23 protein-coding genes are annotated in these 23,317 nt (G+C 73.9%); 12 read left to right on the top strand and 11 right to left on the bottom strand.

Annotated elements, in window-relative coordinates:
- Positions 1-192: 192 nt before the first annotated feature.
- Together DWV08_RS01795 and DWV08_RS01800 are read right to left on the bottom strand one after the other, a co-directional pair.
- Positions 193-846: a hypothetical protein gene (locus tag DWV08_RS01795; RefSeq protein WP_115412232.1), complete on the bottom strand. Its 654-nt coding sequence runs from the start codon at positions 844-846 to the stop codon at positions 193-195.
- Between the two features lie 14 nt (positions 847-860).
- Positions 861-1,181, bottom strand: a complete 321-nt coding sequence (locus DWV08_RS01800) for a hypothetical protein (protein WP_241237284.1) — start codon at positions 1,179-1,181, stop codon at positions 861-863.
- 210 nt (positions 1,182-1,391) lie between these two features.
- Between DWV08_RS01800 and sucC the strand changes: the two genes are divergently transcribed.
- From sucC to DWV08_RS01840, 7 genes are all read left to right on the top strand, one after another.
- Positions 1,392-2,561: an ADP-forming succinate--CoA ligase subunit beta gene (sucC, locus tag DWV08_RS01805; protein ID WP_115412233.1), complete on the top strand. Its 1,170-nt coding sequence runs from the start codon at positions 1,392-1,394 to the stop codon at positions 2,559-2,561.
- Between the two features lie 12 nt (positions 2,562-2,573).
- Positions 2,574-3,464, top strand: a complete 891-nt coding sequence (gene sucD, locus DWV08_RS01810) for a succinate--CoA ligase subunit alpha (RefSeq protein WP_115412234.1) — start codon at positions 2,574-2,576, stop codon at positions 3,462-3,464.
- Between the two features lie 255 nt (positions 3,465-3,719).
- Positions 3,720-4,343, top strand: coding sequence for a hypothetical protein (locus DWV08_RS01820; RefSeq protein ID WP_162801475.1), 624 nt, complete (start codon positions 3,720-3,722; stop codon positions 4,341-4,343).
- A gap of 47 nt (positions 4,344-4,390) precedes the next feature.
- Entirely contained in the window at positions 4,391-4,669 is a 279-nt protein-coding gene (locus tag DWV08_RS01825; RefSeq protein WP_241237316.1) for a CPBP family glutamic-type intramembrane protease, read from the top strand.
- A 141-nt stretch (positions 4,670-4,810) separates the two neighbouring features.
- On the top strand, positions 4,811-5,530 hold the full coding sequence (locus DWV08_RS01830; protein WP_115412238.1) for a metal-dependent transcriptional regulator: 720 nt from the start codon (positions 4,811-4,813) through the stop codon (positions 5,528-5,530).
- Positions 5,531-5,724: 194 nt separating this feature from the next.
- Complete coding sequence (locus DWV08_RS01835) at positions 5,725-6,612, top strand: C40 family peptidase (protein ID WP_241237285.1); 888 nt, start codon at positions 5,725-5,727, stop codon at positions 6,610-6,612.
- A 109-nt stretch (positions 6,613-6,721) separates the two neighbouring features.
- A complete protein-coding gene (locus tag DWV08_RS01840; protein WP_115412240.1) occupies positions 6,722-7,540 on the top strand; it encodes a hypothetical protein in 819 nt (272 codons plus the stop codon).
- A 70-nt stretch (positions 7,541-7,610) separates the two neighbouring features.
- On the opposite strand, the gene DWV08_RS01845 is transcribed toward DWV08_RS01840, so the two are convergent.
- The 3 genes from DWV08_RS01845 to DWV08_RS01855 all read right to left on the bottom strand — a co-directional run bounded on the left by DWV08_RS01845 (position 7,611) and on the right by DWV08_RS01855 (position 11,831).
- Positions 7,611-8,435, bottom strand: coding sequence for an HAD family hydrolase (locus tag DWV08_RS01845; protein ID WP_115412241.1), 825 nt, complete (start codon positions 8,433-8,435; stop codon positions 7,611-7,613).
- 134 nt (positions 8,436-8,569) lie between these two features.
- Positions 8,570-9,427, bottom strand: coding sequence for a putative RNA methyltransferase (locus DWV08_RS01850; RefSeq protein WP_115412242.1), 858 nt, complete (start codon positions 9,425-9,427; stop codon positions 8,570-8,572).
- Positions 9,428-9,458: 31 nt separating this feature from the next.
- Positions 9,459-11,831, bottom strand: a complete 2,373-nt coding sequence (locus DWV08_RS01855) for an ATP-binding cassette domain-containing protein (RefSeq protein ID WP_115412243.1) — start codon at positions 11,829-11,831, stop codon at positions 9,459-9,461.
- Between the two features lie 91 nt (positions 11,832-11,922).
- Between DWV08_RS01855 and DWV08_RS01860 the strand changes: the two genes are divergently transcribed.
- On the top strand, positions 11,923-13,350 hold the full coding sequence (locus DWV08_RS01860; RefSeq protein ID WP_115412244.1) for a mycothione reductase: 1,428 nt from the start codon (positions 11,923-11,925) through the stop codon (positions 13,348-13,350).
- A gap of 37 nt (positions 13,351-13,387) precedes the next feature.
- Here the strand turns inward: DWV08_RS01860 and DWV08_RS01865 are convergent, their stop codons facing one another.
- Positions 13,388-15,883: an LCP family glycopolymer transferase gene (locus DWV08_RS01865; RefSeq protein WP_115414867.1), complete on the bottom strand. Its 2,496-nt coding sequence runs from the start codon at positions 15,881-15,883 to the stop codon at positions 13,388-13,390.
- Between the two features lie 94 nt (positions 15,884-15,977).
- On the opposite strand from DWV08_RS01865, the gene DWV08_RS01870 reads away from it, so the two are divergent.
- Positions 15,978-17,438 (top strand): GuaB1 family IMP dehydrogenase-related protein, encoded by a 1,461-nt coding sequence (locus DWV08_RS01870; protein ID WP_115412245.1) that lies wholly within the window; start codon positions 15,978-15,980, stop codon positions 17,436-17,438.
- A gap of 56 nt (positions 17,439-17,494) precedes the next feature.
- Positions 17,495-18,493 carry a UDP-glucose 4-epimerase GalE gene (gene galE, locus DWV08_RS01875; RefSeq protein ID WP_115412246.1) on the top strand — a complete coding sequence of 333 codons (999 nt, stop codon included), beginning with the start codon at positions 17,495-17,497 and terminating at the stop codon, positions 18,491-18,493.
- A gap of 94 nt (positions 18,494-18,587) precedes the next feature.
- Here galE and ilvA read toward each other — a convergent pair whose 3' ends face one another.
- The 3 genes from ilvA to DWV08_RS01890 are packed head-to-tail and all read right to left on the bottom strand — an operon-like array spanning position 18,588 to position 20,715.
- Positions 18,588-19,901, bottom strand: coding sequence for a threonine ammonia-lyase IlvA (gene ilvA / locus DWV08_RS01880; protein WP_115412247.1), 1,314 nt, complete (start codon positions 19,899-19,901; stop codon positions 18,588-18,590).
- Positions 19,898-20,407, bottom strand: coding sequence for a 2-C-methyl-D-erythritol 2,4-cyclodiphosphate synthase (gene ispF, locus DWV08_RS01885; RefSeq protein WP_115412248.1), 510 nt, complete (start codon positions 20,405-20,407; stop codon positions 19,898-19,900). The genes ilvA and ispF overlap by 4 nt, the downstream gene beginning before the upstream one ends.
- Entirely contained in the window at positions 20,404-20,715 is a 312-nt protein-coding gene (locus DWV08_RS01890) for a PTS sugar transporter subunit IIB (protein ID WP_115412249.1), read from the bottom strand. Before DWV08_RS01890 ends, ispF begins: the two co-directional genes overlap by 4 nt.
- Positions 20,716-20,853: 138 nt before the next feature.
- Between DWV08_RS01890 and DWV08_RS01895 the strand changes: the two genes are divergently transcribed.
- The gene (locus tag DWV08_RS01895; protein WP_115412250.1) at positions 20,854-21,609 is read left to right on the top strand and encodes an IspD/TarI family cytidylyltransferase; all 756 of its coding nucleotides are present in this window, start codon (positions 20,854-20,856) and stop codon (positions 21,607-21,609) included.
- Between the two features lie 10 nt (positions 21,610-21,619).
- The gene (locus DWV08_RS01900; RefSeq protein WP_115412251.1) at positions 21,620-21,931 is read left to right on the top strand and encodes a hypothetical protein; all 312 of its coding nucleotides are present in this window, start codon (positions 21,620-21,622) and stop codon (positions 21,929-21,931) included.
- 15 nt (positions 21,932-21,946) lie between these two features.
- Here DWV08_RS01900 and DWV08_RS01905 read toward each other — a convergent pair whose 3' ends face one another.
- Entirely contained in the window at positions 21,947-22,702 is a 756-nt protein-coding gene (locus DWV08_RS01905) for a 2-C-methyl-D-erythritol 4-phosphate cytidylyltransferase (protein WP_115412252.1), read from the bottom strand.
- Between the two features lie 13 nt (positions 22,703-22,715).
- Positions 22,716-23,198: a CarD family transcriptional regulator gene (locus tag DWV08_RS01910; protein ID WP_115412253.1), complete on the bottom strand. Its 483-nt coding sequence runs from the start codon at positions 23,196-23,198 to the stop codon at positions 22,716-22,718.
- Between the last annotated feature and the right edge of the window lie 119 nt (positions 23,199-23,317).

Below are 23,317 nucleotides of genomic sequence, written 5' to 3' on the forward strand. Positions count from 1 at the left end.
GGTGGCGTTGGTCCCTGCCGCGGCAGTGCGGCCGTGCGATGCGCCGGGGGAGGGGGCGAGCCGCCCCGCCGGAGCAGCCCTCCTGCGGGACCGGCTCTCCCGCCGGGACAGCCCTCCTGCGGGACCGGCTCTCCTGCCGGAGCATCCCACCTGCGGGACCGGCGCGCCCGAGGGATCAGCCCGTGTGCGGGCTCAGCGCTCGCCCGGGTCCGGGGTCGCCTCGACGGCGTCCCGGCTCCGCTTCCACTGCGCGTACAGTCCCGCGCCGAAGCTCGCCGCGACGATCACGCCCACCACGATCAGCACCGTGGTGAACGGGATCGGGATCCCGGCGGCGGCGAGCACGGCCCAGATCGCCACCAGGGAGATGCCGATCAGCAGGGCGTCGCGCAGGGCGCGCAGGACCCGCGGCACGATGCGCGCCCCCGAGACCCGGCGCTGCGCCACCGTGTAGTAGGCGGCGGCGTCCTTCACCAGGCGGTCCGTGTCCACCGCAGGGCGGTCGGCGGTGGCGGTGCGCGTGGGGGGCCGCCCGGTCTCCCGCTGCGGGGTGCGGCGGGTCTGCGTGCTCGGCGACGGCGCGCGCTCGCCGCGCGCCTCGTCGGCCGCGGGCTCCCGGTCGCGGCGGTCCTCGTCCTCCGGACGACGGCGGGGCCGCTCCTCGTCCTCCTCGGACCGGCGGCGCGGGCGGTCGTCGTCCCGTCGCCCCTCGTCGAGGGCGCGCCCGGCGGCGCGCACGTACCCTCCCGCCCGGTCCGAGGCCCGACGCGCCGCGTCCCGCGCCTCGGGCGCCTGGCGGCGGGCGGTGTTGCGAGCGGCCTTCGCGTAGGTCCTCCAGTCGGCCATGACGTCTCCTCGCCTCAGCGGTCCAGGTCGCGGGTGCGGCGGCGCGGGCCGTCCTGCGCAGAGCGCGGGTCGAACTCCCGATCGTCCTCGCGGAAGCGGATGTCCCCGCCGCCGCGCGACTCGCGCCGGGGCCGCGGGTGCCGTGCGCGATGCTCCTGCCAGTAGGACAGCCCCACGTTCAGCGCCAGCGTGATCCCCACCGACAGCAGGAAGCCGGCGAAGGTGGAGCGCACGCCCACCAGGCGCAGCAGCACGAACAGGACGCCGATCGCGACGACGCTGAAGCCGAGGTGATCGCGCACGCGCTGGACGAGGCTGCGGGAGCGTGGACTCATCCCCTCATCGTAGACGCCGTCTCTGGACGCGCGACGGTGCGGATCCGGGCACGGCCCCGGCCCGGGGAGAGCGTGAGTGAGACTCCCCGCACACCTGCTCTCCTGGCTCGCTCCGTGAGACGGACGCGTTACGCTGAGCGTGTTCCCAGGGGTGGCATCGAGGCCAGTGCGGCCTGCCGCCCACTGCCGAGATCGAGAGGAAAGCACCCCGTGGACCTGTATGAGTACCAGGCCCGCGATCTCTTCGAGAAGCACGGCGTCCCCGTGCTCGGAGGAGTCGTCGCGGAGGATCCCGCAGCCGCCAAGGCCGGAGCCGAGCAGCTCGGCACCCCGGTCGTCGTCGTCAAGGCCCAGGTGAAGACCGGTGGCCGCGGCAAGGCCGGCGGCGTGAAGATCGCCAAGTCGCCCGAGGAGGCGGAGGCGCAGGCCTCCGAGATCCTCGGCATGGACATCAAGGGCCACACCGTGCACCGCGTGATGATCGCCGCCGGTGCGGACATCGCCGAGGAGTTCTACTTCTCGCTGCTGCTGGACCGCGCGAACCGCAACTACCTGGCGATGTGCTCCGTCGAGGGCGGCATGGAGATCGAGCAGCTCGCCGTGGAGCGCCCGGACGCCCTTGCCCGCGTGGCGGTGGACCCGAACGTGGGCATCGACGAGGCCAAGGCCCAGGAGATCGTCGCCGCCGCGAAGTTCGACGCCGAGACCGGTGCGAAGGTCGCCCCCGTGCTGCAGAAGCTGTGGGACGTCTACAAGAACGAGGACGCCACCCTGGTCGAGGTGAACCCGCTGGTGAAGACCGGCGCCGGCGACATCGTGGCCCTGGACGGCAAGATCACCCTCGACGACAACGCCGAGTTCCGCCACGAGGACCACGCCGAGCTCGTGGACGTCACCTCCGAGGACCCGCTGGAGACCAAGGCCAAGGCCCTGGACCTCAACTACGTCAAGCTCGACGGCGAGGTGGGCATCATCGGCAACGGTGCGGGCCTGGTCATGTCCACCCTGGACGTGGTCGCCTACGCCGGCGAGGAGCACGGCGTGAAGCCGGCGAACTTCCTCGACATCGGCGGCGGCGCGAGCGCCGAGGTGATGGCCAACGGGCTCGACGTGATCCTCGGCGACGAGCAGGTCTCCGGCGTGTTCGTCAACGTCTTCGGCGGCATCACCGCGTGCGACGCGGTCGCCAACGGGATCGTCGGCGCGCTGAAGAAGCTCGGCGACGCGGCCACCAAGCCGCTCGTGGTCCGCCTCGACGGCAACAACGTCGAGGAGGGCCGGAAGATCCTCGCGGACTTCGCCCACCCGCTCGTCACCCAGGCCGACACGATGGACGGCGGCGCCGCGAAGGTCGCCGAGGCCGCCGCCGCAGGAAAGTGAGCAGCACCCGACATGTCTATCTTCCTTGATGAGAACAGCAAGGTCATCGTCCAGGGCATGACGGGCTCGGAGGGCATGAAGCACTCCCAGCGCATGCTCGACTCCGGCACGAACATCGTCGGCGGCGTGAACCCGCGCAAGGCCGGCCAGTCGGTCTCCTTCGAGGGCGGCACCGAGGTGCCCGTCTTCGGCTCTGTCGCCGAGGCGATGGAGGCCACCGGCGCGAACGTCTCGGTGGTCTTCGTGCCGCCGAAGTTCGCCAAGGCCGCCGCGATCGAGGCGATCGACGCCGCGATCGAGCTCCTGGTGATCATCACCGAGGGCATCCCGGTCAAGGACTCCGCCGAGTTCTTCAACTACTCGCAGTCCAAGGGCACCACCCGCATCATCGGGCCGAACTGCCCGGGCCTGATCAGCCCCGGGAAGTCCAATGCGGGCATCACCCCCTCGAACATCACCGGTGCGGGGAAGCTGGGCCTGGTCTCCAAGTCCGGCACCCTCACCTACCAGATGATGTTCGAGCTCTCCGACATCGGCTTCACCACCGCCATCGGCATCGGCGGCGACCCGGTCATCGGCACCACGCACATCGATGCGCTCGAGGCGTTCGAGAACGACCCCGACACCGCCGGCATCGTGATGATCGGCGAGATCGGCGGCGACGCCGAGGAGCGCGCGGCCGAGTACATCAAGGCCCACGTCACCAAGCCGGTCGTCGGCTACGTCGCGGGCTTCACCGCCCCCGAGGGCAAGACGATGGGCCACGCCGGCGCCATCGTCTCCGGCTCCGCCGGCACCGCCCAGGCGAAGAAGGAGGCCCTCGAGGCCGCGGGCGTGAAGGTGGGCAAGACCCCCACCGAGACCGCCGATCTCATGCGCGAGATCATCAAGGGTCTCTCCTGATCGACGTGCTGCGAGGTACGAGCGGCAGGAGATCAGGCAGACAGCTCGCCTGATCCCTCCCGCCCAGCGCTCCTGCGCGCGAGGCCGACGTGCCCCGGACCCGTACGGGTCCGGGGCACGTCGTCGTCCGCGGGGCGGTGCCGTGGCCCGATGGGAAGGACCCAGGCGCTGAGTCGTTCCGGACCGCAGGAGCGGGACGCGGATCTCCTCCGGGCGGAGGAGGCGCCCCACGCGGCGGCGGTACAGGATCGGAGCATGACTGCAGCTCCCGCCAGCCGCTCCGCCCCCGTCGACCGAGAACCTGGCGCAGGCCGCCCGGCACCTGCCGATGAACCCGCGCCCAGCGGCCGGCCCGCCCCCGCGGACCGCCCCGTCGTCGTCGGCATCCTGCTGGCGCTGTTCGTCCTCGCGATCGCGGTGACGGCCTGGCGCCATCCCGACGGGGTGGTGGTCTCCCGTGATCCCGGCTACGCCCCGATGCCGGTCCTCCTCCTGCTCGTCCCGGCACTGGCCGCGATGGCGCTCACCGCGCTGCTTCCGCGGGGGCGCGGCGCGGCGGAGCTGGGCGTGCGGCGAGGTTCCGCCCTGCGCGCCGAGACGGCGGTGCTGCTGGGCCTGGTCCTCGCCTTCCCGCTGCTCGTGCCGCTGCTGCCCACGGGCGAGGACTACGTGCTGGTGAAGGCCGCGCTGTTCCTGCTGGTCCCGTCGGTCGTGCTCGCGCTGTCCGCCCGGCGCAGAGGCGCCTCGCTCATGATCCGACGACCCGAGGTCGGCTCAGCGGTGATCGCACTGCCCGCCCTCGTGCTGGGCGTGCTCTCTACCGTCGGCCCCTTCTCCTCGGGGGCCCCGCGAGCTGGCCGCCCCTCGAGGTCCTGCTGATCGCGGCGACGGCGACCGCGATCACCGCCGGTCTCGGCGAGGAGCTCATCTACCGCCGCTTCCTGCAGACCCGCCTCGAGGCGCTGCTCGGCCCGTGGACCGGACTGCTGCTCGCCTCGCTGCTGTTCGGCCTCATGCACGTCCTCAGCCACGGGGGAGGGGCCTGGTGGGAGAGCGCCGCGCAGGTGATCGCGCTGCAGGGCACCACCGGGATCGCGCTGGGCCTGATGTGGCGGCGCTGGCGACGGCTGTGGGTGTGCGTCCTCGCGCACGTCCTGCTCAACGGCCTCGGGGTGCTGCTCCACCTCCTGGGGCTGCTGGGGTGAGGGCAGGGTGGGGAGCCGCGACCAGGGGATCCGTCGGTCCGATCCGACGCCGTCCCCGCTCGGCCCGGGGCGAACGGGGCGTCCGACGTCGGCACGCCGGATAAGCTGGTCGTCGCCAGTCGCGCCGACCGAGGAGGGCCTGTGTCCGGAGATCTCATCGACACCACCGAGATGTACCTGAAGACGGTGTTCGAGCTCCACGAGGCCGGGATCGCCCCGATGCGCGCCCGCATCGCCGAGCGGCTCGGGCACTCGGGCCCCACCGTCTCCCAGACCGTCGCCCGGATGGAGCGCGACGGGCTGCTGCACCTCGACGACCAGCGCCGCATCCGGCTCACCGCGCAGGGCACCGAGGTCGCCACCGACGTGATGCGCAAGCACCGCCTCGCCGAACGGCACCTGCTGGACGTGATCGGACTCGACTACGCCCATGTGCACGAGGAGGCGTGCCGCTGGGAGCACGTCATGAGCCTCGAGGTCGAAAAGCGGCTCGCCCAGCAGATGACGCCCCCCTACGTGGACCCCTACGGCAACCCGATCCCCGGCCTCGCGGCCCTCGGCATCGAGGAGACCGAGGCCACCCGGGCGGGTAAAGAGCCGTCCGGCCCGGTGCGCGAGCTGAGCGAGGCCGTCGCCGACGGGCAGAGCCTGCAGGTGCGCCTGGCCCGGATCGGGGAGCGGGTGCAGAGCGACGTCCCCCTGCTCGGCGAACTCGCACGTCACGGCATTCTTCCCGGAGCCGAGATCGGTGCGGAGCGCGTGGGCGCCAGCATCGTGCTGCGCGGTCCCGAGGGGGGCGAGGTGGCGGTCGACGACGTCGTGGCGGATCAGCTCCATGTGACCTCCGTCGCGGCCGGGTAAAGTCTCCGTCAAGCTCTCCCCAGAACCTTCCCGTCAGGCTGACCATTCCGGCGCACGGCGCCTAGGGTCGAGGGCGTGCCGAGGCGAGAAGAGCCTCGACATTCCCCCCGGAGAGCCCCATCGCGCACCGGGACGGGAGGCGAGACGTCCATCGCGCGAGGGCAGTGCCCCGGGGCTGGGAGCTATACGTGTCGATGACTGCGAACCACACCCACCGCCGCGCCATGCGCACCGTGACCCCGATGTCGCGGGCCGGTCGCGCCGGGGCCGGTGCTGCGATGGCCGCCGCGATGCTGTTCGGCGGCGCCTCCGCCGCCACCGCGGAGCCCCAGGCCGACGCTCCGCAGGCAGACGTCACCCAGGCCGATTCCTCCTCGGCCGTCGCGGGCACCGCCGTCACCCCGGTGGGCATCCCGGCCGCCGAGGTGGCCGAGGACGAGGACGTCGAGCCCTCGCTCGCCCCCGCCCCCGAGGTCGGCACCATCAGCATCGAGGTGGGCCCCACGGAGGAGGAGATCGCCGCCGCCGAGGCCGCTGCCGAGGCCGAGCGCCAGGCCGCCGAGGAGGCCGCCGCGCAGGAGGCCGCCGAGCAGGAGGCCGCGTCCTCCTCGCAGTCCACCGAGACCCGTCAGGACGACTCCTCCTCCCGCTCCGAGGAGCGCTCCAGCAGCTCCGACTCCTCCGAGTCGCAGGAGTCCTCCTCGTCCTCCGAGTCCTCGCAGGAGTCGGCCCCGGCGCCGTCCGCCGCCAAGGGCAGCTCCATCCTCGCCACCGCCCGCTCCGGCATCGGCACCCCGTACGTCTACGGCGGCACCTCCCCGTCCGGCTGGGACTGCTCCGGCTTCGTGCAGTGGGTCTACGCGCAGCACGGCATCAGCCTCCCGCGCGGTGCCGCCGCCCAGGCCGCGGCCGGCACGGTCATCCCCCGTTCCGAGGCCCGTCCCGGCGATCTGGTCTACAAGCCCGGTCACATCGGCATCTACGCCGGCGGCAACCAGTTCGTCGACGCCGGCAACTCTCGCGTCGACACCTCCGAGCGCAACATCTACTCCGGCAGCTGGACCTTCATCCGCATCGGCTGAGTCCCGCGCCCCGGCGGCCCCGCACCTTCCCGGTGCGGGGCCGCCCGCGTGCCGGGGCACGAGCGCGCCGCCGCCGGGAGTCCCAGGCGACGGCGGTAGCGTGGGGGCCGTGTCCACCGTTCGTGATCTCCTCGCCCTCGCCCTGCTGCTCGGCGCCCTGGTGCTGGGGGCCCTGTGGCTGCCGGCCACGTGGCTCCACGACCACGTGGTCGAGAAGGACGGCTTCCTCGCGGTCACCGTGCCGCTCGCCGAGGACCCGGCCTTCCAGAGCACGTTGAGCGACAGCGCCGTGGAGGTCGTGGTCGGCGACGAGCGCGTGCCCGGCTGGGCCCAGGAGAGGCTCACCCCGCTCGCCGAGGAGCAGGCCGCCCGACTCACCGGAACCGAGGTGTACGCCACGATGTGGGAGGAGACGATGGGGGAGCTGCACGACGCCCTGTTCACCCCTGGTGACTCCCCGCTCGACGTGGACCTCGCCCCCGCGATCGACCGGATCCTCGCGCCCGTCGAGGAGAACCTCCCCGTCGAGATCCCGCGCCCGGAGAGCACCACCGTCACCCTCGCCACGATCCCGGACGTCGCCCTGCTGCCCGGCGTCTCGGCCCTCACCCCGTGGGCGAGCCTCGCCGGTGCCGCCGCCGGGGTGCTGGTGCTGCTCGCACTGCTGGTGGGACGGCACCGACGCACCCTGCTCGCCCTGGCCGGCCTGGGCGGCGTGCTCGCCGGGGCGGGCGTGTGGTGGCTGGGCACGAACATCGCGCGCGTGGTGCCGGACTCCGTGGACAGGGCCCTGTTCCTCGGACCGATCGTGGAGGAGTTCGAGGCGCTGTTCCGCCCGGCGATGGTCTCGCAGGGCGTGATCCTGCTCGGGGCGGGCGCCCTGGTGGCCGCGCTCGGCCTGGTGCTGATGGGGCTGCACCGCCGCTGAGGGCCCGCCCGGGACCGTCAGGGGCCGGCCACGGCCCGTCGAGGCCGCCGGGGCCCGCCCGGCAGCCCGGTCAGAGCATCCCGAGCCGCTCGAAGGCGGTGACGATGCCGTGCTCGAGAGGACCGGGCACGGTGGCGCCGCCCGCCGCCTCCAGCACCTCCGGCCCCGCGCCGTCCACCGCGAGCGCGGTGCCCACCGCGCGCAGCATGCCCAGGTCGTTCCGGCCGTCGCCGATGCCCACCGTCGCGCTCATGTCGACGCCCAGGTGCGCGGCGACCCGCCGCACGCCGTCGGCCTTGTCGAGGCGGCGCAGGTGCAGCTCGCCGGAGGCCGCGCCCGGACTGATCGAGTTGGGCAGCGCGCCCACCTCGGGCCCGATCTCCTCGGCCAGCGCCTCCACGTCCCGCGGGGAGCCCCACACGGAGATCTTCGCGAAGGAGCGGGAGGCGGGCTCCTCGGTGACGTCGAGCGCATCGAGCAGGTCCCGCAGGCCGCGCCCCCGACCCGGCACCGCGGTCGCCTCCTGTCGCTCCCGTCCGCGCAGCTCGCGGGCGGCGCGCTCGGTGCACACCAGCGCGTCGGGGGTCTCCAGCACGAAGGGCACCTCGTGGTGCTGCAGCACCTCGACGGCCCTGCGCCCCAGCGCCTCCGGGAAGCGGTGATCCTCCAGCAGCTCGTCCCCGACGCGCACCCATGCCCCCGCCGAGGCCACCACGCCGTCGAACACCTCCGCGACGTCGGCGGCGACGATCGAGGCGCTGCGGCCTGTGCACAGCAGCACGGCGTGACCCGCCGCGCGGGCACGCACCACGGCCTCGGCATGGGCGTGGGGCATCACGCCCTCATGGGCGAGGGTGCCGTCGAAATCTATGAACACGCAGCGGCGATCGGCCACGGACGCTCCTTCGGTGCAGGTGGGGGAGGAGACCCCAGCCTATGCGAGCGCGGCGCAGGAGGCCGCGGCCCCGGCGGGGAGAGCGGTCTCGGGGCGGGCCTGCGCCCGCGGGAGGCCGACGGGGGCGCGTCCGCTCAGCGCCGACGGTGCAGGCTCGCGCGCACCGAGACGGTCACGGAGAGCGCGGCGCCGGCATCGGAGAGCGCGAGGGCGCGGGGGTCCACGTGCCGGGCGCTGGGCGTCATCGCCACCAGGTCCCGGCGCCCGGCCCCGTCGAGGGTGACCTGCAGGCGCAGGTCGCGGGTCTCCTCGGCGGCGAAGTGCGGGGCCAGCGCCGCCGCGAGGCGCTCCTCCTTGCGCGGATCGGGCCGCACCATCCCCGGGACGCTCGCGCGCAGCTCCGCGAGATGGTCCTCGGCGGGGCGCACCACCAGCAGCAGCCCCTCGGGCCGCAGCACGCGCGCGAACTCCGGTGGGTTCCGGGGCGCGAACACGTCCATCACCAGATCCGCGGCGGCGTCGGCCAGCGGGAAGCGGGAGAACACGTCCCATCCGGCCGCGGCCGCCCGCTCGTGGGCGCGGGCGGCGAAGCGCAGCGCGCGGGCCGCGGTGTCCACCCCCAGGCCCCACGCCCGCGGCACCCGCTCCAGCACCCCGCCGAGGTGGTAGCCGGTGCCGCAGCCGATGTCGAGCACGCGCGGGGAGGGGCGGGCGGCGAGCGCCTCCGCGGCGAGATCCGCCACCAGGGACCGCAGCGGGGCGTAGGCGCCGGTGGCGAGGAAGGAGTCCCGGGCACGGGCCATGGCATCGTCATCGGCGGAGGTGGCGGTCCCGCCCGCCAGGAGCGAGACGTACCCCGCCCGGGCGAGATCGAAGCTGTGCCCCTGCGGGCAGCGCAGCACCCGCTCGTGCTGGGAGAGCCCGGCGGCGCAGTGGGGGCAGCGCAGCAGCGGCAGCCAGGGGGCGAGGGCGGCGGGGACGGGGCGGGGCACGAGGCTCAGAGTACGACGGGGCCCCGGCCCCTCACGCCCGCACGTACTGCCGCAGGTGCTCCCCGGTGAGGGTGGAGCCGTCGGCCACCAGCTGCGCCGGGGTCCCCTGGAAGACGATGCGTCCGCCGACCGCCCCGGCCCCCGGGCCCAGGTCGATGAGGTGGTCGGCATGCGCCATCACGGCCTGGTGGTGCTCGATGACGATCACCGACTTCCCGGAGTCGACCAGGCGGTCCAGCAGGGCCAGCAGCTGGTCCACGTCGGCCAGGTGCAGCCCGGCGGTGGGCTCGTCCAGCACGTAGAGCCCGCCCGTGTCGCCCAGATGGGTGGCGAGCTTCAGGCGCTGGCGCTCGCCGCCCGAGAGCGTGGTGAGGGGCTGGCCGATGGTGAGGTAGCCCAGTCCCACCTCCTCCAGATGCCCCAGCACCCGCGCCGCGGCGGGCACCGAGGAGCGCTCCGCGGTGAGCAGCTCCCGCGCGGCGGTGACCGACATGCCCAGCACCTCGGCGATGTTCCGACCGCCGAAGGTGTGCTCCAGCACGTCCGCGCGGAAGCGGCGCCCCTCGCACTCCTCGCACAGGGTCTCGACGGTCTCCATGAACCCGAGCTCGGTGACGATCACCCCGGCCCCCTTGCACACCGGGCAGGCGCCCTCGGAGTTGTTCGAGAACAGGGCGGGCTTGACCCCGTTCGCGGCGGCGAACGCCTTCCTCAGCGGGTCCAGCAGGCCGGTGTAGGTGGCGGGGTTCGAGCGGCGCGAGCCGCGGATCGCCGTCTGGTCCACCACGATCGCGCCGGCGTCCTTCGGCATCGAGGAGTGCACCAGGGTGCTCTTGCCGGAGCCGGCCACGCCGGTCACCACGGTGAGCACCCCCAGCGGGACGTCCACGTCCACGGACTGCAGGTTGTGCGTCGCGGCGCCGCGGATCGGCAGCACCCCGGTGGCCTCGCGCACCGTCGGCTTGAGCCGCACCCGGCGGTCGAGGTGCTCGCCGGTGAGGGTGCCGGAGGCGCGCAGGCCCGGCAGATCGCCCTCGTACTGCACGGTCCCGCCGTCGGCGCCGGCCCGCGGGCCGAGGTCGACGATGTGGTCGGCGATCGCGATGGTCTCCGGCTTGTGCTCGACCACCAGCACCGTGTTGCCCTTGTCCCGCAGATCCTCCAGCAGCGAGTTCATGGTCGCGATGTCGTGCGGGTGCAGGCCGATGGTCGGCTCGTCGAACACGTAGGTGACGTCGGTGAGGGCGGAGCCGAGGTGGCGGATCATGCGGGTGCGCTGCGACTCGCCGCCGGAGAGGGTGCCGGAGGGGCGGTTCAGCGAGAGGTAGCCCAGCCCGATCCGCACGAAGGCGTCCAGCGGGGCGGAGAGGTTCGTGAGCAGCGGGGCGACCGTCGGCCCGTGGTGCGCGGTGCGCAGCGACTCCACCCACGCCGCCAGCTCGGTGATCTGCAGCGCGGTCGCGTCCGCGATGGAGAGGCCGTCGATCCGTGAGGTGCGTGCGTGCTCGGCGAGCCGGCTGCCCTCGCAGTCCGGGCACACCACGAACTTCACCGCCCGGTCCACGAACGCCCGGATGTGGGGCTGCATCGCGTCGCGGTCCTTGGAGAGCATGGACTTGCGGATCTTCGGGATCAGGCCCTCGTAGGTCATCTTCGTGCCGTCGATGTCCACCTTCGTGGGCTCCTTGTACAGGAAGTCGTGGCGCTGGCGCGTCGTGAAGGTGCGGATCGGCCTGTCGGAGGGGAAGAAGCCGGAGCGCGCGAAGACCTTCACGTACCAGCCGCCCGGTGCGTAGTTCGGGATCGTGAACGGCCCCTCGTCCAGCGACTTGTCCTCGTCGAACAGCTCGGCGAGGTCCACGTCCGAGATCTCGCCCATGCCCTCGCAGCGCGGGCACATGCCGCCCACTCGCGAGAAGGTGGTCTTCTCCGCGATGGTGCTGGCCCCCTTCTGCACCGTCATCGCGCCGCTGGCGGTGACCGAGGGGACGTTGAAGGAGTAGGCGCCCGGCCCGCCCACGTGCGGCTGGGCGAGCGTGGCGAACAGGGTCCGCAGGTGCGCGTCGGCGTCGGTGACGGTGCCCACCGTGGAGCGCACGTTCGCGCCCATCCGCTCCTGGTCCACGATGATCGCGGTGGTCAGGCCCTGCAGCTCGTCCACGTCCGGCCGGGCCAGGGAGGGCATGAAGCCCTGCAGGAAGGCGCTGTAGGTCTCGTTGATCATCCGCTGCGACTCCGCGGCGATGGTGCTGAACACGAGGGAGCTCTTGCCCGAGCCGGAGACGCCCGTGAACACCGTCAGGCGCCGCTTGGGCAGGTCCAGGGAGATGTCGCGGAGGTTGTTCTCGCGGGCGCCGCGCACCCGGATCACGTCGTGGGCATCAGCGGGGTGGACGGCGGTCATGGCGTGGCTCCTCCGGCACGGCGATCGCGCGGGCTCCCCGCGCGAGCAACAGTGTGCCACCGGCCCCGGCCGGGACGACTAGCCTGGGCGGGTGAACGATGAGACCCACTACGACATCGCCCTGATCGGCTCCGGCTCCGCGAACTCGTTCCCCGGCCCGGGGCTCGAGGACCGCCGCATCGTCCAGATCGACCGGGGGGTGGGGCCGGAGCGCGTGTTCGGCGGCACCTGCCTGAACCTGGGATGCATCCCCACGAAGATGTTCGTGCACACCGCGGACCTCGCCAGCACGCCCGCGGAGGCGCACCGCTTCGGCCTCTCCGAGCAGCTCACCGGGGTGAACTGGCCCGCGATCCGCGACCGGATCTTCGACCGCATCGACCCGATCTCCACAGGCGGCGAGGGCTACCGGCGCGACCACCAGGACAATGCGAACCTCACCCTGCTGCGCGGCACCGCCCGTCTCACCGGACCCCGCTCCCTCACGGTCGCCGGGCAGGACGGCACCGAGCACCGGATCAGCGCCGACACCGTGGTGCTCGGCGCCGGGTCACGCCCCGAGCTGCCCCCGATCGACGGCCTCGCCGAGGCGGCCCCGCACACCTCGGACACGATCATGCGGATCGAGAGCCTCCCCGCCTCCCTCGCGATCCTGGGCTCCGGCGTGGTCGCCGTGGAGATGGCGCACGTGTTCGCCTCCCTCGGCGTCGAGGTCACGCTCATCGCCCGGTCGCAGCGGGTGCTGCGCGCCGCCGACGCGGACGTCTCCGCCCGCCTCACCGAGATCCTCGGCGAACGGCTGCGGCTCGAGAAGGGCGTGACCACCACCTCGGTGCGCCGCACCGAGACGGGGGTGGAGCTGCGCGGCGAGCGGGACGGCGCCGAGGTGGTGCTCCGGGTCGAGGAGCTGCTGGTCGCCACGGGGCGGCGCCCCAACTCGGACCTGCTGGACGTCGCCGCGGCCGGGATCGACACCGCCGAGGACGGGCGCGTGCTGGTGGACGCCCACCAGCGGGTGCTCGCCGGCGGCGAGGTGCTCGACGGGGTGTGGGCCCTGGGCGACCTCTCCAGCCCGCACCAGCTCAAGCACGTCGCCAACCACGAGCAGCGCATCGTGCGCCACAACGTGCTGCACCCGGAGGACCTGCGCCGCTCCGACACGATGCCGGTGCCCAGCGGCGTGTTCACCCACCCGCAGGTGGCCTGGGTGGGGATTGACGAGGAGACCGCCCGCGCCGGAGGGCGCGAGGTGCGGGTCGCCGTCCAGGAGTACGCCTCGATCGCCTACGGCTGGGCGCTCGAGGACACCACCGGCTTCGCCAAGGTCATCGTCGACGCGGAGACCACCGAGATCCTGGGCGCGCACCTGATCGGCCCCGAGGCCACCACGCTGGTGCAGCTGCTGATCCAGGCGATGAGCACGGGGCAGACCGCCCGGGACATCGCCACCACGCAGTACTGGATCCATCCGGCGATGCCCGAGCTGATCGAGAACGCCCTGCTGCAGGTCATCGACTGAGCGGTCCCGGGGGCGCGCCGCCGGCCCGCCCCCGGGCTCAGCCCTCGTAGCCCGGGAGGCAGGACTTCAGCGGATCCTGCTCGATCTCCGGGGCGGAGGACTCCTCCTCGCCGTCGGCCCCGTCCTCGGCGGGCGAGCTGGAGCTCTCCTCCTCGGGGGCGGAGCTCTCCTCCTCCTGCGGATCCTCGGCCTCGGACTCCTCCTCAGGGGCGGCGCCCGTCTCCGCCGGCTCGGTGGAGCCCGGCTCGGTCTCGCCCACCACCGACTCGGGTTCGTCGCGCGTCATGGAGTCCGCGATCGAGGCCTGCACCCATTCCTCGAGGTACTCGAAATCGGGGTTGCCGGAGTAGGTGACGTCCTGCGTGATCGGGTACGAGGTGAAGCCGCCGTCCTTGATCCGCAGCGCGAGCTCCACGAACGCGTCGAGGTCCGAGACCGGGATGTCGGTGACGATGTTGTCCTCGGTGGCGGTGACCAGGCGCGGGATGGAGAGCGCGAGCGTGGTGGGATCGGCCTCCTCGGAGACGGCACGCACGATCCTCTGCTGGCGGCACATGCGGTTGAAGTCGTTGGAGCCCTCGCGGGACCGGGCGTACCACAGGGCGTGGAACCCGTCGAGCTTCTGCGCCCCGGGCTCGATGTACCCCTCGACCTCGCTGGCGCCGCCCCCGATCGGGATCCGCCGCTCCACCACCAGGTCCACCCCGCCGATCGCGTCGACCATGTCCTGGAAGCCCTGCAGGTTCACCATCGCGTAGTAGTCGGTCTCCAGCCCCAGGGTCTCCTCCACGGCCCAGCGGGTCGCGGTCAGACCCGGCTCGGGATCGCCGGGGAACAGGTCCGGGCGGTCCTCCGCCCAGGTCCACACGGCGTTGATGAGGTCCTGGTTCGGCCCGAAGTAGTCGAAGCCGTCCGGGAACACCTCCGCCGCGGCGGTGCCCTCGGGGAACTCCACCTTCTCGAGGTTGCGGGGGATGGAGAACAGGGCGGTCTGGCCGGTGGCGGTGTCGATCGAGGCGACCATGATGGTGTCCGGCCGGGTGCCGGTGCGGTCGGCGCCGGCGTCCTGCCCCAGCAACATGATGTTCAGTCGCTCGGTGTCCGCCCACGGGTCCTCGCCGCCGGAGAACGGATGGGAGCTGCCGTCCCCGCCGCCGAACACCGACTCCGAGCCCATCAGGCGCTGCAGCGCCCACAGCGACTGGACGCCGCGGCCGAAGGGCACCGCGATCGCCACCACCATCAGCGCGGCCAGGCCCAGCGCGAGGTAGCGCTTGGCCCCCGCGAGGCGCTCGCGGGTGGAGTGGGCGAGGTTCGCGAGCACGATCTGCAGGCCCCACAGCACGCCCACCACGGCCACGGCGATCATCGCGCCGATCAGCACGCCGCGCCGGGTGGCGAGCATCGCGCCGGTGCGCAGCGGGTCGCCGAACAGCAGGAAGGCCGCCGCGCCGAGCACGGCCAGCAGCAGGAGCACCAGGATCGCCGCGCCGAGACGGCGCATCCGGGTGGTGAGAAGGCCGGAGCCGGGCAGCAGGGAGGTGAGCACGGTCCATCCCGCGACCCGCGGCAGCGAACCCTCGCCCTGCGGGCTGCGCCCGCCCGCGCCCGCGCCGGCGGCGGCCGCGGCGGTGGGCGAGGCAGCGGCGGCAGCGGGGGAGACCCTGGCGCCGGGCGAGGACGTGGCGCCGGGCGAGGCCGTGGTGGCGCGCGGGAAGGACCTGGCGGCGGAGGGAGGGGCGCTCGCGGCGGCAGGAGCGGGCTCGCGGCCGGCGGGCGACGCCTCCTGCGCGGTGCCCGGGCCGGTGCCCGCGTCGACGGCCGCGGCGCCGGCCGGGGGCGCCAGCGGTGCGTCCTCGTGCTCCTGGATCGCCCACAGGTCCGTCGCGGTGGTCGGCTCCGCGGGCGCCGCCCGGCGGCGACCGCGGGAGGGGGACGTGGACGGTGAGCCGGCGGACAGCGCCGACTCGGCGGCGAGCCCGGCGGACTCCGCGGAGGCTCCGGTGTCGGGGGACCAGGCATCGCCGTCGGCCCCGGCGGAGGCTGCGGACCCTGCGGAGCCTGCGGACCAGGCGTCGTCGGCGGACCGGGCCGAGGCCCCGGCCCCTCCCGGGGCGTCGGGCAGCTGCTCCAGCGGGAACGCGGCGCGGCGGCCGCGGCGACGGGGCCGCTCGGCGTGCGGGGACTCCTCGCGGTGCGGGGTGTGCTCGGCGCGCGCGGACCCCGCCGCCGGCGAGGCCTGGTCCCGCTCCGGGGCGGGCGTCGGCGCGGCCTCGGCGGGGGACGGGGCCGCGGCGCGACCGCCGGTGGGTGCGACGGACGGGCCGTCGGTGGGCTCCTCGCTCGTCGACGGGGACTCCACGGGCCCGGAACCGATCCAGGTGCGCCGCTCGTGCGAGGTGCCGAACGCGGCGTCGCGATTGCGGCGCGCCTGGTCATCCGGGAGGGGCGGGGACTGCGGGCGTCGGGCCGGGTGGCGGTGTCTGCCGGACCGACGGCGCCTGCGGGAAGAGTCCGAGGAGGGATCCGTCATGGAGGCCATCCTAGAATCCTGCACCGCGTGCAGGAGCGCGCCGCCTGTGCGGGTGTCGTGGAGGTGAGGTGCCGGCGGTCCCTATCCTGGGGGCATGCGCCTGATCCACACCCCGTCGACAGATCTCACCTACGACGACTGCTTCTTCCTGCCCCGCCGCTCCGCGGTCACCTCCCGCTTCGACGTGGACCTCGGCAGCGACGACGGCTCCGGGACCACGATCCCCCTGGTGGCCGCCAACATGACCGCCGTCAGCGGGCGGCGGATGGCCGAGGTGATGGCGCGGCGCGGCGGCCTCGCCGTGCTGCCCCAGGATCTCTCGCCGGAGCGGATCGACTCGATCGTGCGCTCGGTGAAGGAGCGCGACCTGCTGGTGGACCACCCGCTCACCCTCACCGCGGACGGCACCCTCGGCCAGGCGGCGGACCTCCTGCCCAAGCGACCCCACGGCATCGTGGTGGTGATCGACGAGGCGCAGCGCCCCCTCGGCACCGTCTCCGCGGAGGAGATCGCCGGTCGCGACTCCTTCGCGCCCGTGGCGGACGTGATGAGCGAGGACGTGCCCGTGCTGGGCCCCGAGGACCTCGAGGCGCCGCCCGCCCGCCTGCACGCCCGCATCGCCGCGACCCATCATGACGCCGCCGTGGTGGTCGACGGGGAGGGTGCGCTGCGCGGCGTCCTCACCGCCACCGGCGTGCTGCGCTCGACCATCTACACCCCGGCCACCGATGCGCAGGGCCGCTTGCGGATCGCGGTCGCCGTGGGCATCAACGCCGACGTCGCCGCGCGGGTGCGGGACCTGGTCGCCGTGGGGGTGGACGTGATCGTGCTCGACACCGCGCACGGCCACCAGGAGAAGATGCTCGAGGCGCTGCGCACGGCACGCCAGGTGCTGGGACCCGCCCAGGACACCCCGGTGCGCCTGGTGGCGGGGAACATCGTCACCGCCGAGGGCACCCGCGAGCTGATCGAGGCCGGTGCCGACGTGGTCAAGGTGGGCGTGGGGCCCGGCGCCATGTGCACCACCCGGATGATGACCGGGGTGGGCCGCCCCCAGTTCTCCGCCGTGCTCGAGTGCGCCGCCGAGGCGCGCCGCCTGGGCGGCCGGGTCTGGGCCGACGGCGGGGTGCGCCATCCCCGCGACGTGGCGCTCGCGCTCGCCGCCGGCGCCTCCAACGTCATGATCGGCTCCTGGTTCGCGGGCACCTACGAGTCGCCCGGCCAGATGCGCACCGACGAGTCCGGTCGGCGCTACAAGGAGTCCTTCGGCATGGCCTCGAAGCGGGCGGTCTCGCACCGCACCGCCCAGGAGGACGCCTTCGCCCGGGCCCGCAAGGGCCTGTTCGAGGAGGGCATCTCCACCTCCCGCATGTTCCTCGCCGAGAACGGCGGCGGCGTGGAGGACCTGCTCGACGAGATCACCGCCGGGGTGCGCTCCTCCTACACCTACGCGGGCGCCTCGAGCACGGCCGAGTTCCGCGACCGCGCGGTGATCGGGCTACAGGGCGCCGCCGGCTACGCCGAGGGCCGGCCCGTCGCGAGCTCCTGGAGCTGAGGATCCGGCCCGGCCGCGGCGCGTGGACCCGCGCCGCGGCCGGTAGGCTGAGCGGCATGACGACTCTCGTGATCGGTGGCGCAGGATACATCGGATCGCACGTGGTGCGACTCCTCCTCGAGCAGGGGCAGAAAGTGGTGGTGGTCGACGACCTCTCCACCGGGCTGCGGCAGCGCACGGAGGGCGCCGAGCTGGTCGAGCTCGACGTGACGCTGCCGGAGGCGCGCGAGCGGCTCGCCTTCCACATGCGGGCCTCGGGGGCGGATTCGGTGATCCACTTCGCCGCCCACAAGCAGGTGGGGGAGTCCGTGGCGAACCCGGAGATGTACTGGCACGACAACATCGGCGGCCTCGCGAACGTGCTCTCCGCCTGTGCGAGCGCCGAGGTGCGCGACGTGGTGTTCTCCTCCTCCGCCGCGGTGTACGGCGTGCCGGACGTGGACCTCGTCACCGAGGACCTCGCCCCGCAGCCGATCAACCCCTACGGTGCCACCAAGTACGTGGGGGAGTGGATGCTGGCCGACGCCGAGCACGCCCACGGCCTGCGCACCGTCGCGCTGCGCTACTTCAACGTCGCGGGCGCCGGCTGGCCCGAGCTCGCGGACACCGCGGTGATGAACCTGGTGCCGATCGTGCTGGACCGCCTCGAGAAGGGGCTCGCGCCGGTCGTCTTCGGCGACGACTACGACACGCCCGACGGCACCTGCATTCGCGACTACGTGCACGTCCTCGACCTCGCCCACGCCCATGTGGCCGCGCTCGACTACCTCCGCGGGGAGGAGCGGCCCCACCGCACCTTCAACGTCGGGACCGGGGAGGGCTCCAGCGTGCTCGAGGTGATCGACGCGATCGCCCGCGCCAAGGGCATCGACATCACCCCGGATCACGGTCCCCGCCGGGCCGGCGACCCGGCACGTCTGGTGTGCTCCGGCGACCGCATCACCGCCACCCTCGGCTGGAAGTCGGAGCACGGGCTGGACGACATCGTCCGCTCCGCCGTGGAGGCCCGCACCGCGACGCTCGCGCCCGACGCGGACGCCTACCCCGAGAGCTGAGCGCCGCGGCCGGGGCGGGCCCGCGCCCGCCCCGGACCACGACCGCCCCCTCCCGCACGGAAGGGGGCGCGTCGACGTGCGGGGCGGCGGACGCTCAGGTGAGGTAGCGGTAGATCGGGTTCTCCGGATCCACCCGCTCGATCTCCATGTTGGAGGCGGCCATGCGGGCCATCAGCGGCTCGAGGTCCTCGCGGGCACCGATCTCCAGCCCCACCAGCGCCGGGCCCTCCTCGCGGTTGTTGCGCTTGATGTAGTCGAACAGCACGATGTCGTCGTCCGGACCCAGCACCCGATCCAGGAAGCGGCGCAGCGCCCCGGGCTCCTGCGGGAAGGTCACCAGGAAGTAGTGCTTGAGCCCCTCGTGCACGAGGGACCGCTCCACGATCTCGTTGTAGCGCGAGACGTCGTTGTTGCCGCCGGAGACCACCACGACCACGTCCCCGGTCTCCTCCCCGGGATCGGCCGCCTCGCGCCCCGCCCGGCCCAGGTGATCGATGATCCCGGTGGCGACCGCGGTCGCCGCGAGCGCCCCGGCCGGCTCGGCGATGATCCCCTCGACCTGGTACAGCGCCAGCATCTGGGTGCACACGGCGCCCTCGTCGACCGCGACCAGCTCGGGCGCGATCGCCTGCGCCATCCGCAGCGGGCCGGCGCCCACGCGGCGCACCGCGGCGCCGTCCACGAAGCGGTCCATCTCGTGGAGGGTCACCGGGCGTCCCGCGCGCACCGCCGCGGCCATCGAGACGGCGCCCGCCGGCTCCACGCCTACGATCCGGGTGGCGGGGCTGCGCTCGCGCAGCCAGGCGCCGCATCCGCCGAGCAGGCCGCCGCCGCCCACGGGGAGCACCATCGTGCCCAGCTCGCGGCCGTGCTCGCTGCGCAGCTGCTCCGCGGCCTCGAGCGCGACCGTGCCCTGGCCGGCCATGATCGTGGGATGGTCGAAGGGCGGCACCTGGGTGGCGCCGGTGCGCTCGGCGTCGTCGGCCGCGGCCTCGGCGGCGTCGTCGAAGGTGTCCCCGATGAGGACGAGCTCGACGAGATCGCCGCCGATCGCGGTGATCCGTTCGCGCTTCTGCCGCGGGGTGGTGCCGGGCACGTAGATCCGCCCGTGCACGCCGAGGGTGCGGCACGCCTGGGCCACGCCCTGGGCGTGGTTCCCGGCGCTGGCCGCGACCACGCCGGCCTCCCGCGCCTCGGGCGGCAGGGAGTCCAGGAACAGGTGCGCGCCGCGGAGCTTGTAGGAGCGCACCGACTGGAGATCCTCGCGCTTGAGCCAGACGGGCACGCCGGCCAGCGCGCTCAGCCGCTCGCTGTGCTCCAACGGCGTGCGCCGCAGCACCGGGGCGAGCCGTTCCGCGGCCGCCTCGACCTGCGGGGCGCGCACGGGGAGATCGCTGCGATCCGTCATGCCTGCGCCTCCGGGGCCGGCAGCAGCAGGGCGGTGGCCATCGCGGCCACGCCCTCGCCGCGCCCGGTGAGGCCGAGCGCGTCGGTGGTGCTGCCGGAGACCGACACCGGCGCCCCGGCGGCCTCGCTCATCGCCCGGCGGGCCTCGTCCCGGCGCCGCGAGAGGCGGGGTCGATTGCCGATCACCTGCACGGACACGTTGCCGATGGTGAAGCCGGCCTCCCGCACCCGCCGGGCCGCCTCGGCCAGCAGCCGGGCGCCGGAGGCCCCGGCCCACTCGGGTCGGTCCACCCCGAAGTGGGAGCCCAGGTCCCCGAGGTCCGCGGCCGAGAACAGGGCGTCGCAGGCGGCGTGGCACGCCACGTCGGCGTCCGAGTGGCCGGCCAGCCCCGGCTCGCCCGGCCACAGCAGCCCCGCCACCCAGAGCTCGCGCCCGGCCTCCGCCGGGGCGAAGGCGTGCACGTCCACGCCGCACCCGATGCGGGGGAGCGGCGCGCCCCCGCTCATCGCCGGGGCTCCCCGCCCTCGTCGGCGTCGAGGCGTGCGAGCAGCCGGTCGATGTCGTCGAAGGTGACGGCGGCGCTGGTGCCCAGCAGCAGCGGCATGCCGGAGACCTGCGGGATGCCGAGCGCGTCCGGCAGGTCCACCGTGCTGACCACCAGATCGGCCCGGAAGTCGGGGGAGAGCAGGTCCATCACGGTGGCCTGCACCACATGCGCCTCACGGCCGCGGGAGGCGACGTGGTCACGCACCTGGTCCGCGATCAGTGCGGAGGTGGCGATCCCGGCGCCGCACACGATGGCGATGGTGAGCATTCGTACTCCTGGCAGAGATGAGGAAGCGGAGGAGGGCCCGGGCTCCGGGCGGGAGCGCGGCGGACCGGCGGGGATCGATTCTGTCACGTCCTCGGCCGGCGGGCCACGGGAGGTCGGCGGGCGTCTACGATTGCCCGCGTGACCCAGGCCCGCCGCTCCCGTTCCGCCCGCCTGCGCGGTCGCGCGGCCGGGATCGTGCTCGCCGGCGGCTCCGGCACCCGGGTGGGCGCCGGGATCAACAAGGCCTTCCTGCCGCTGTCGGGCCGCAGCATCGCCGCCTGGGGGCTGAACACCCTCGCCTCCGTCGAGGGCGTGGGGCTGCTGGTGTTCGTGGTGCGTCCGGACGATCTCGAGCACGCCCGCTTCGTCGAGGCCCGCGAGACCGACGGCCCGCTCGAGATCATCGTGGGCGGCGAGACCCGTCAGGAGTCCGAGCTGGCCGCGCTGCGGCACCTCGCCGATCGCATCGACAGCGGCGCCGTGGACACCGTGCTCATCCACGACGCGGCCCGCCCGCTGGTCTCCCACGGGCTGGCCTCCGCGGTGCTGCACGCCGCCCGGGAGAACGGCGGCGCCGTGCCCGGCATCCCCGCCGCGGACATCGCGGCGGCGGGCCCCGGGCAGTCGCTGCGCGAGGGCCCCGACGGCCGACGGGCCCCGCTGGTGCGCGTCCAGACCCCGCAGGGATTCCATGCCGCGACGATCCTCGACGCCTACGAGGCCGCGGCGCGGGACGGCTTCTCCGGCACGGACACGGCCTCCTGCGCCGAGGAGTACACCGACCTCCCGGTCACCTGGGTGCGGGGCGAGGAGACGAACTTCAAGATCACCTACGCGCAGGATCTCCTCCTGGCCCAGGACGTGGTGAGCGCGCTAGGTTTGAGGTCTGGGTGAGGAGGAGACGATGAGCGTCGAGGAGAGCTTCCTGCGCTGCACCGCCTGCGAGCAGGAGGCCGAGCACGTGGTGGTGTACGCGGGGCGGTTCGTCACGCAGATCCAGTGCGCCGGCTGCGGTGCCGTCACCCGACTCGACGTCTCCGAGGCGTACCTGCCGGATCTGCGTCAGCGGATCTCCAGCAAGCCGCGCCGCCTGATGCGCCGTCTGCGCCGCGACCCCGGAGAACTGGCCACCACCCTGCCCTCGCGCACCCTGTCCAAGCCGGGGCGCATGGCGGACGAGTTCCGGGCGGTGTGGCGCAGCCGCCGCGAGCGGTGAGCGCTCCCGCGCGACTCAGCCGCGGCGTGCGAGGCCGTGGCGGTGCGAGGTGTCCCGCGCCAGGCCCAGCGAGATCTGCGCCTGCCACAGGCTGAGCCGGTCCACCACCGCGAACCCGGCATGGGAGCCGGGCACCGTGCGCACCGCGGCGCCGACCTCGAGCGCGGCGTGGATCTCGTCGAAGCCGGCCGCCCGGGCCGGCCCGCGCCCCTGCGGCGCGGTGGGAGCCCCTGCGGCGCGGTGGGCGTCCAGCAGCCGTCCGAGCAGTGCGCGGCGCAGCAGCCGGGGACTCTGCAGGCCCGCCAGGGTGGTGCGGTCGATGTTGCGCAGCCCCTCGGGGCGCACCTCCTTGACCGAGTCGGTGAGCGCCACCACCGGCACCACCGCGTCCACCTCCGGGGCGAGGGCGTCCAGCACGTCGTGGACCGTCTGCGCCGGGGTGAGCGCCCGCTCGGCGTCGTGCACCAGCAGCAGCTCCTCCTCGGCGTGCTCGAGGGCCAGGCGCAGCGCCGCGGCGCGGTCCTCGGCCGTCAGCACGGTGCACCGGCCCTCCAGCACCGCGCGGAGCTGCCCGGCCGCCTGGGCGTGCGCGATCACCAGGGGCTCCGGCAGTCCGGCGCCGAGGAGCGTGGTCCGGAGGCGCTCGATGAGGCGGGAGCCTCCCAGCCGCTCGAGGCACGGGCTGCCCGCGTCGCGCGAGAGGCCGGCGGCGGGCGGGGACAGCGCGAGGACCACCGGGCGGACGGCGGCCCGCGAGGGGGCGGAGCTCACGGGAGGGCCGGCCTCAGGAGGCGAGGACCTCGTCGAGGATCGACTCGGCCTCGACCTCGTCGGTCTTCTCCGCGAGCGCCAGCTCGGAGATGAGGATCTGGCGCGCCTTGGCCATCATCCGCTTCTCCCCGGCGGAGAGGCCGCGGTCCTGGTCACGGCGCCAGAGGTCGCGCACCACCTCGGCGACCTTCTTCACGTCCCCGGAGGCCAGCTTCTCGACGTTGGCCTTGTACCGACGCGACCAGTTGGTGGGCTCCTCGGTGTACGGCTGGCGCAGCACCTCGAAGACCTCGTCCAGACCCTCCTTGTCCACGACGTCGCGCACCCCGACCATGTCGACGTTGTCCGCGGGGACCTCGATCGTCAGATCGCCCTGGGCGACCTTCAGCTTGAGGTAGGTGCGGTCCTCGCCCTTGATCGTGCGGGTCTTGACCTCTTCGATGAGCGCGGCCCCGTGGTGCGGGTAGACGACGGTCTCGCCGACGGCATAGTTCATGTGGTGGGTCCCCTTTCCGCGGGCCAGTCTATCACCGAGGGGGCGTGGTAAAATGCGCGCCCACCTGGACGGTCGTCCCGTCGGGGAGGCGCGCCCCCGGGCTCCTGCCCTCCCGCGCG

The sequence above is a fragment of the Brachybacterium saurashtrense genome (assembly GCF_003355475.1).
Taxonomy (GTDB): Bacteria; Actinomycetota; Actinomycetes; order Actinomycetales; family Dermabacteraceae; genus Brachybacterium; species Brachybacterium saurashtrense.

What these genes read in the sequence shown, in the direction of transcription:
- DWV08_RS01795 (WP_115412232.1), bottom strand. Translation starts at nt 846, where the DNA reads ATGGCCGACTGGAGGACCTACGCGAAGGCCGCTCGCAACACCGCCCGC.
- DWV08_RS01800 (WP_241237284.1), bottom strand. Translation starts at nt 1,181, where the DNA reads ATGAGTCCACGCTCCCGCAGCCTCGTCCAGCGCGTGCGCGATCACCTC.
- sucD (WP_115412234.1), top strand. Translation starts at nt 2,574, where the DNA reads ATGTCTATCTTCCTTGATGAGAACAGCAAGGTCATCGTCCAGGGCATG.
- DWV08_RS01820 (WP_162801475.1), top strand. Translation starts at nt 3,720, where the DNA reads ATGACTGCAGCTCCCGCCAGCCGCTCCGCCCCCGTCGACCGAGAACCT.
- DWV08_RS01835 (WP_241237285.1), top strand. Translation starts at nt 5,725, where the DNA reads ATGACTGCGAACCACACCCACCGCCGCGCCATGCGCACCGTGACCCCG.
- DWV08_RS01855 (WP_115412243.1), bottom strand. Translation starts at nt 11,831, where the DNA reads ATGACCGCCGTCCACCCCGCTGATGCCCACGACGTGATCCGGGTGCGC.
- DWV08_RS01865 (WP_115414867.1), bottom strand. Translation starts at nt 15,883, where the DNA reads ATGACGGATCCCTCCTCGGACTCTTCCCGCAGGCGCCGTCGGTCCGGC.
- DWV08_RS01870 (WP_115412245.1), top strand. Translation starts at nt 15,978, where the DNA reads ATGCGCCTGATCCACACCCCGTCGACAGATCTCACCTACGACGACTGC.
- galE (WP_115412246.1), top strand. Translation starts at nt 17,495, where the DNA reads ATGACGACTCTCGTGATCGGTGGCGCAGGATACATCGGATCGCACGTG.
- ilvA (WP_115412247.1), bottom strand. Translation starts at nt 19,901, where the DNA reads ATGACGGATCGCAGCGATCTCCCCGTGCGCGCCCCGCAGGTCGAGGCG.
- ispF (WP_115412248.1), bottom strand. Translation starts at nt 20,407, where the DNA reads ATGAGCGGGGGCGCGCCGCTCCCCCGCATCGGGTGCGGCGTGGACGTG.
- DWV08_RS01890 (WP_115412249.1), bottom strand. Translation starts at nt 20,715, where the DNA reads ATGCTCACCATCGCCATCGTGTGCGGCGCCGGGATCGCCACCTCCGCA.
- DWV08_RS01900 (WP_115412251.1), top strand. Translation starts at nt 21,620, where the DNA reads ATGAGCGTCGAGGAGAGCTTCCTGCGCTGCACCGCCTGCGAGCAGGAG.
- DWV08_RS01910 (WP_115412253.1), bottom strand. Translation starts at nt 23,198, where the DNA reads ATGAACTATGCCGTCGGCGAGACCGTCGTCTACCCGCACCACGGGGCC.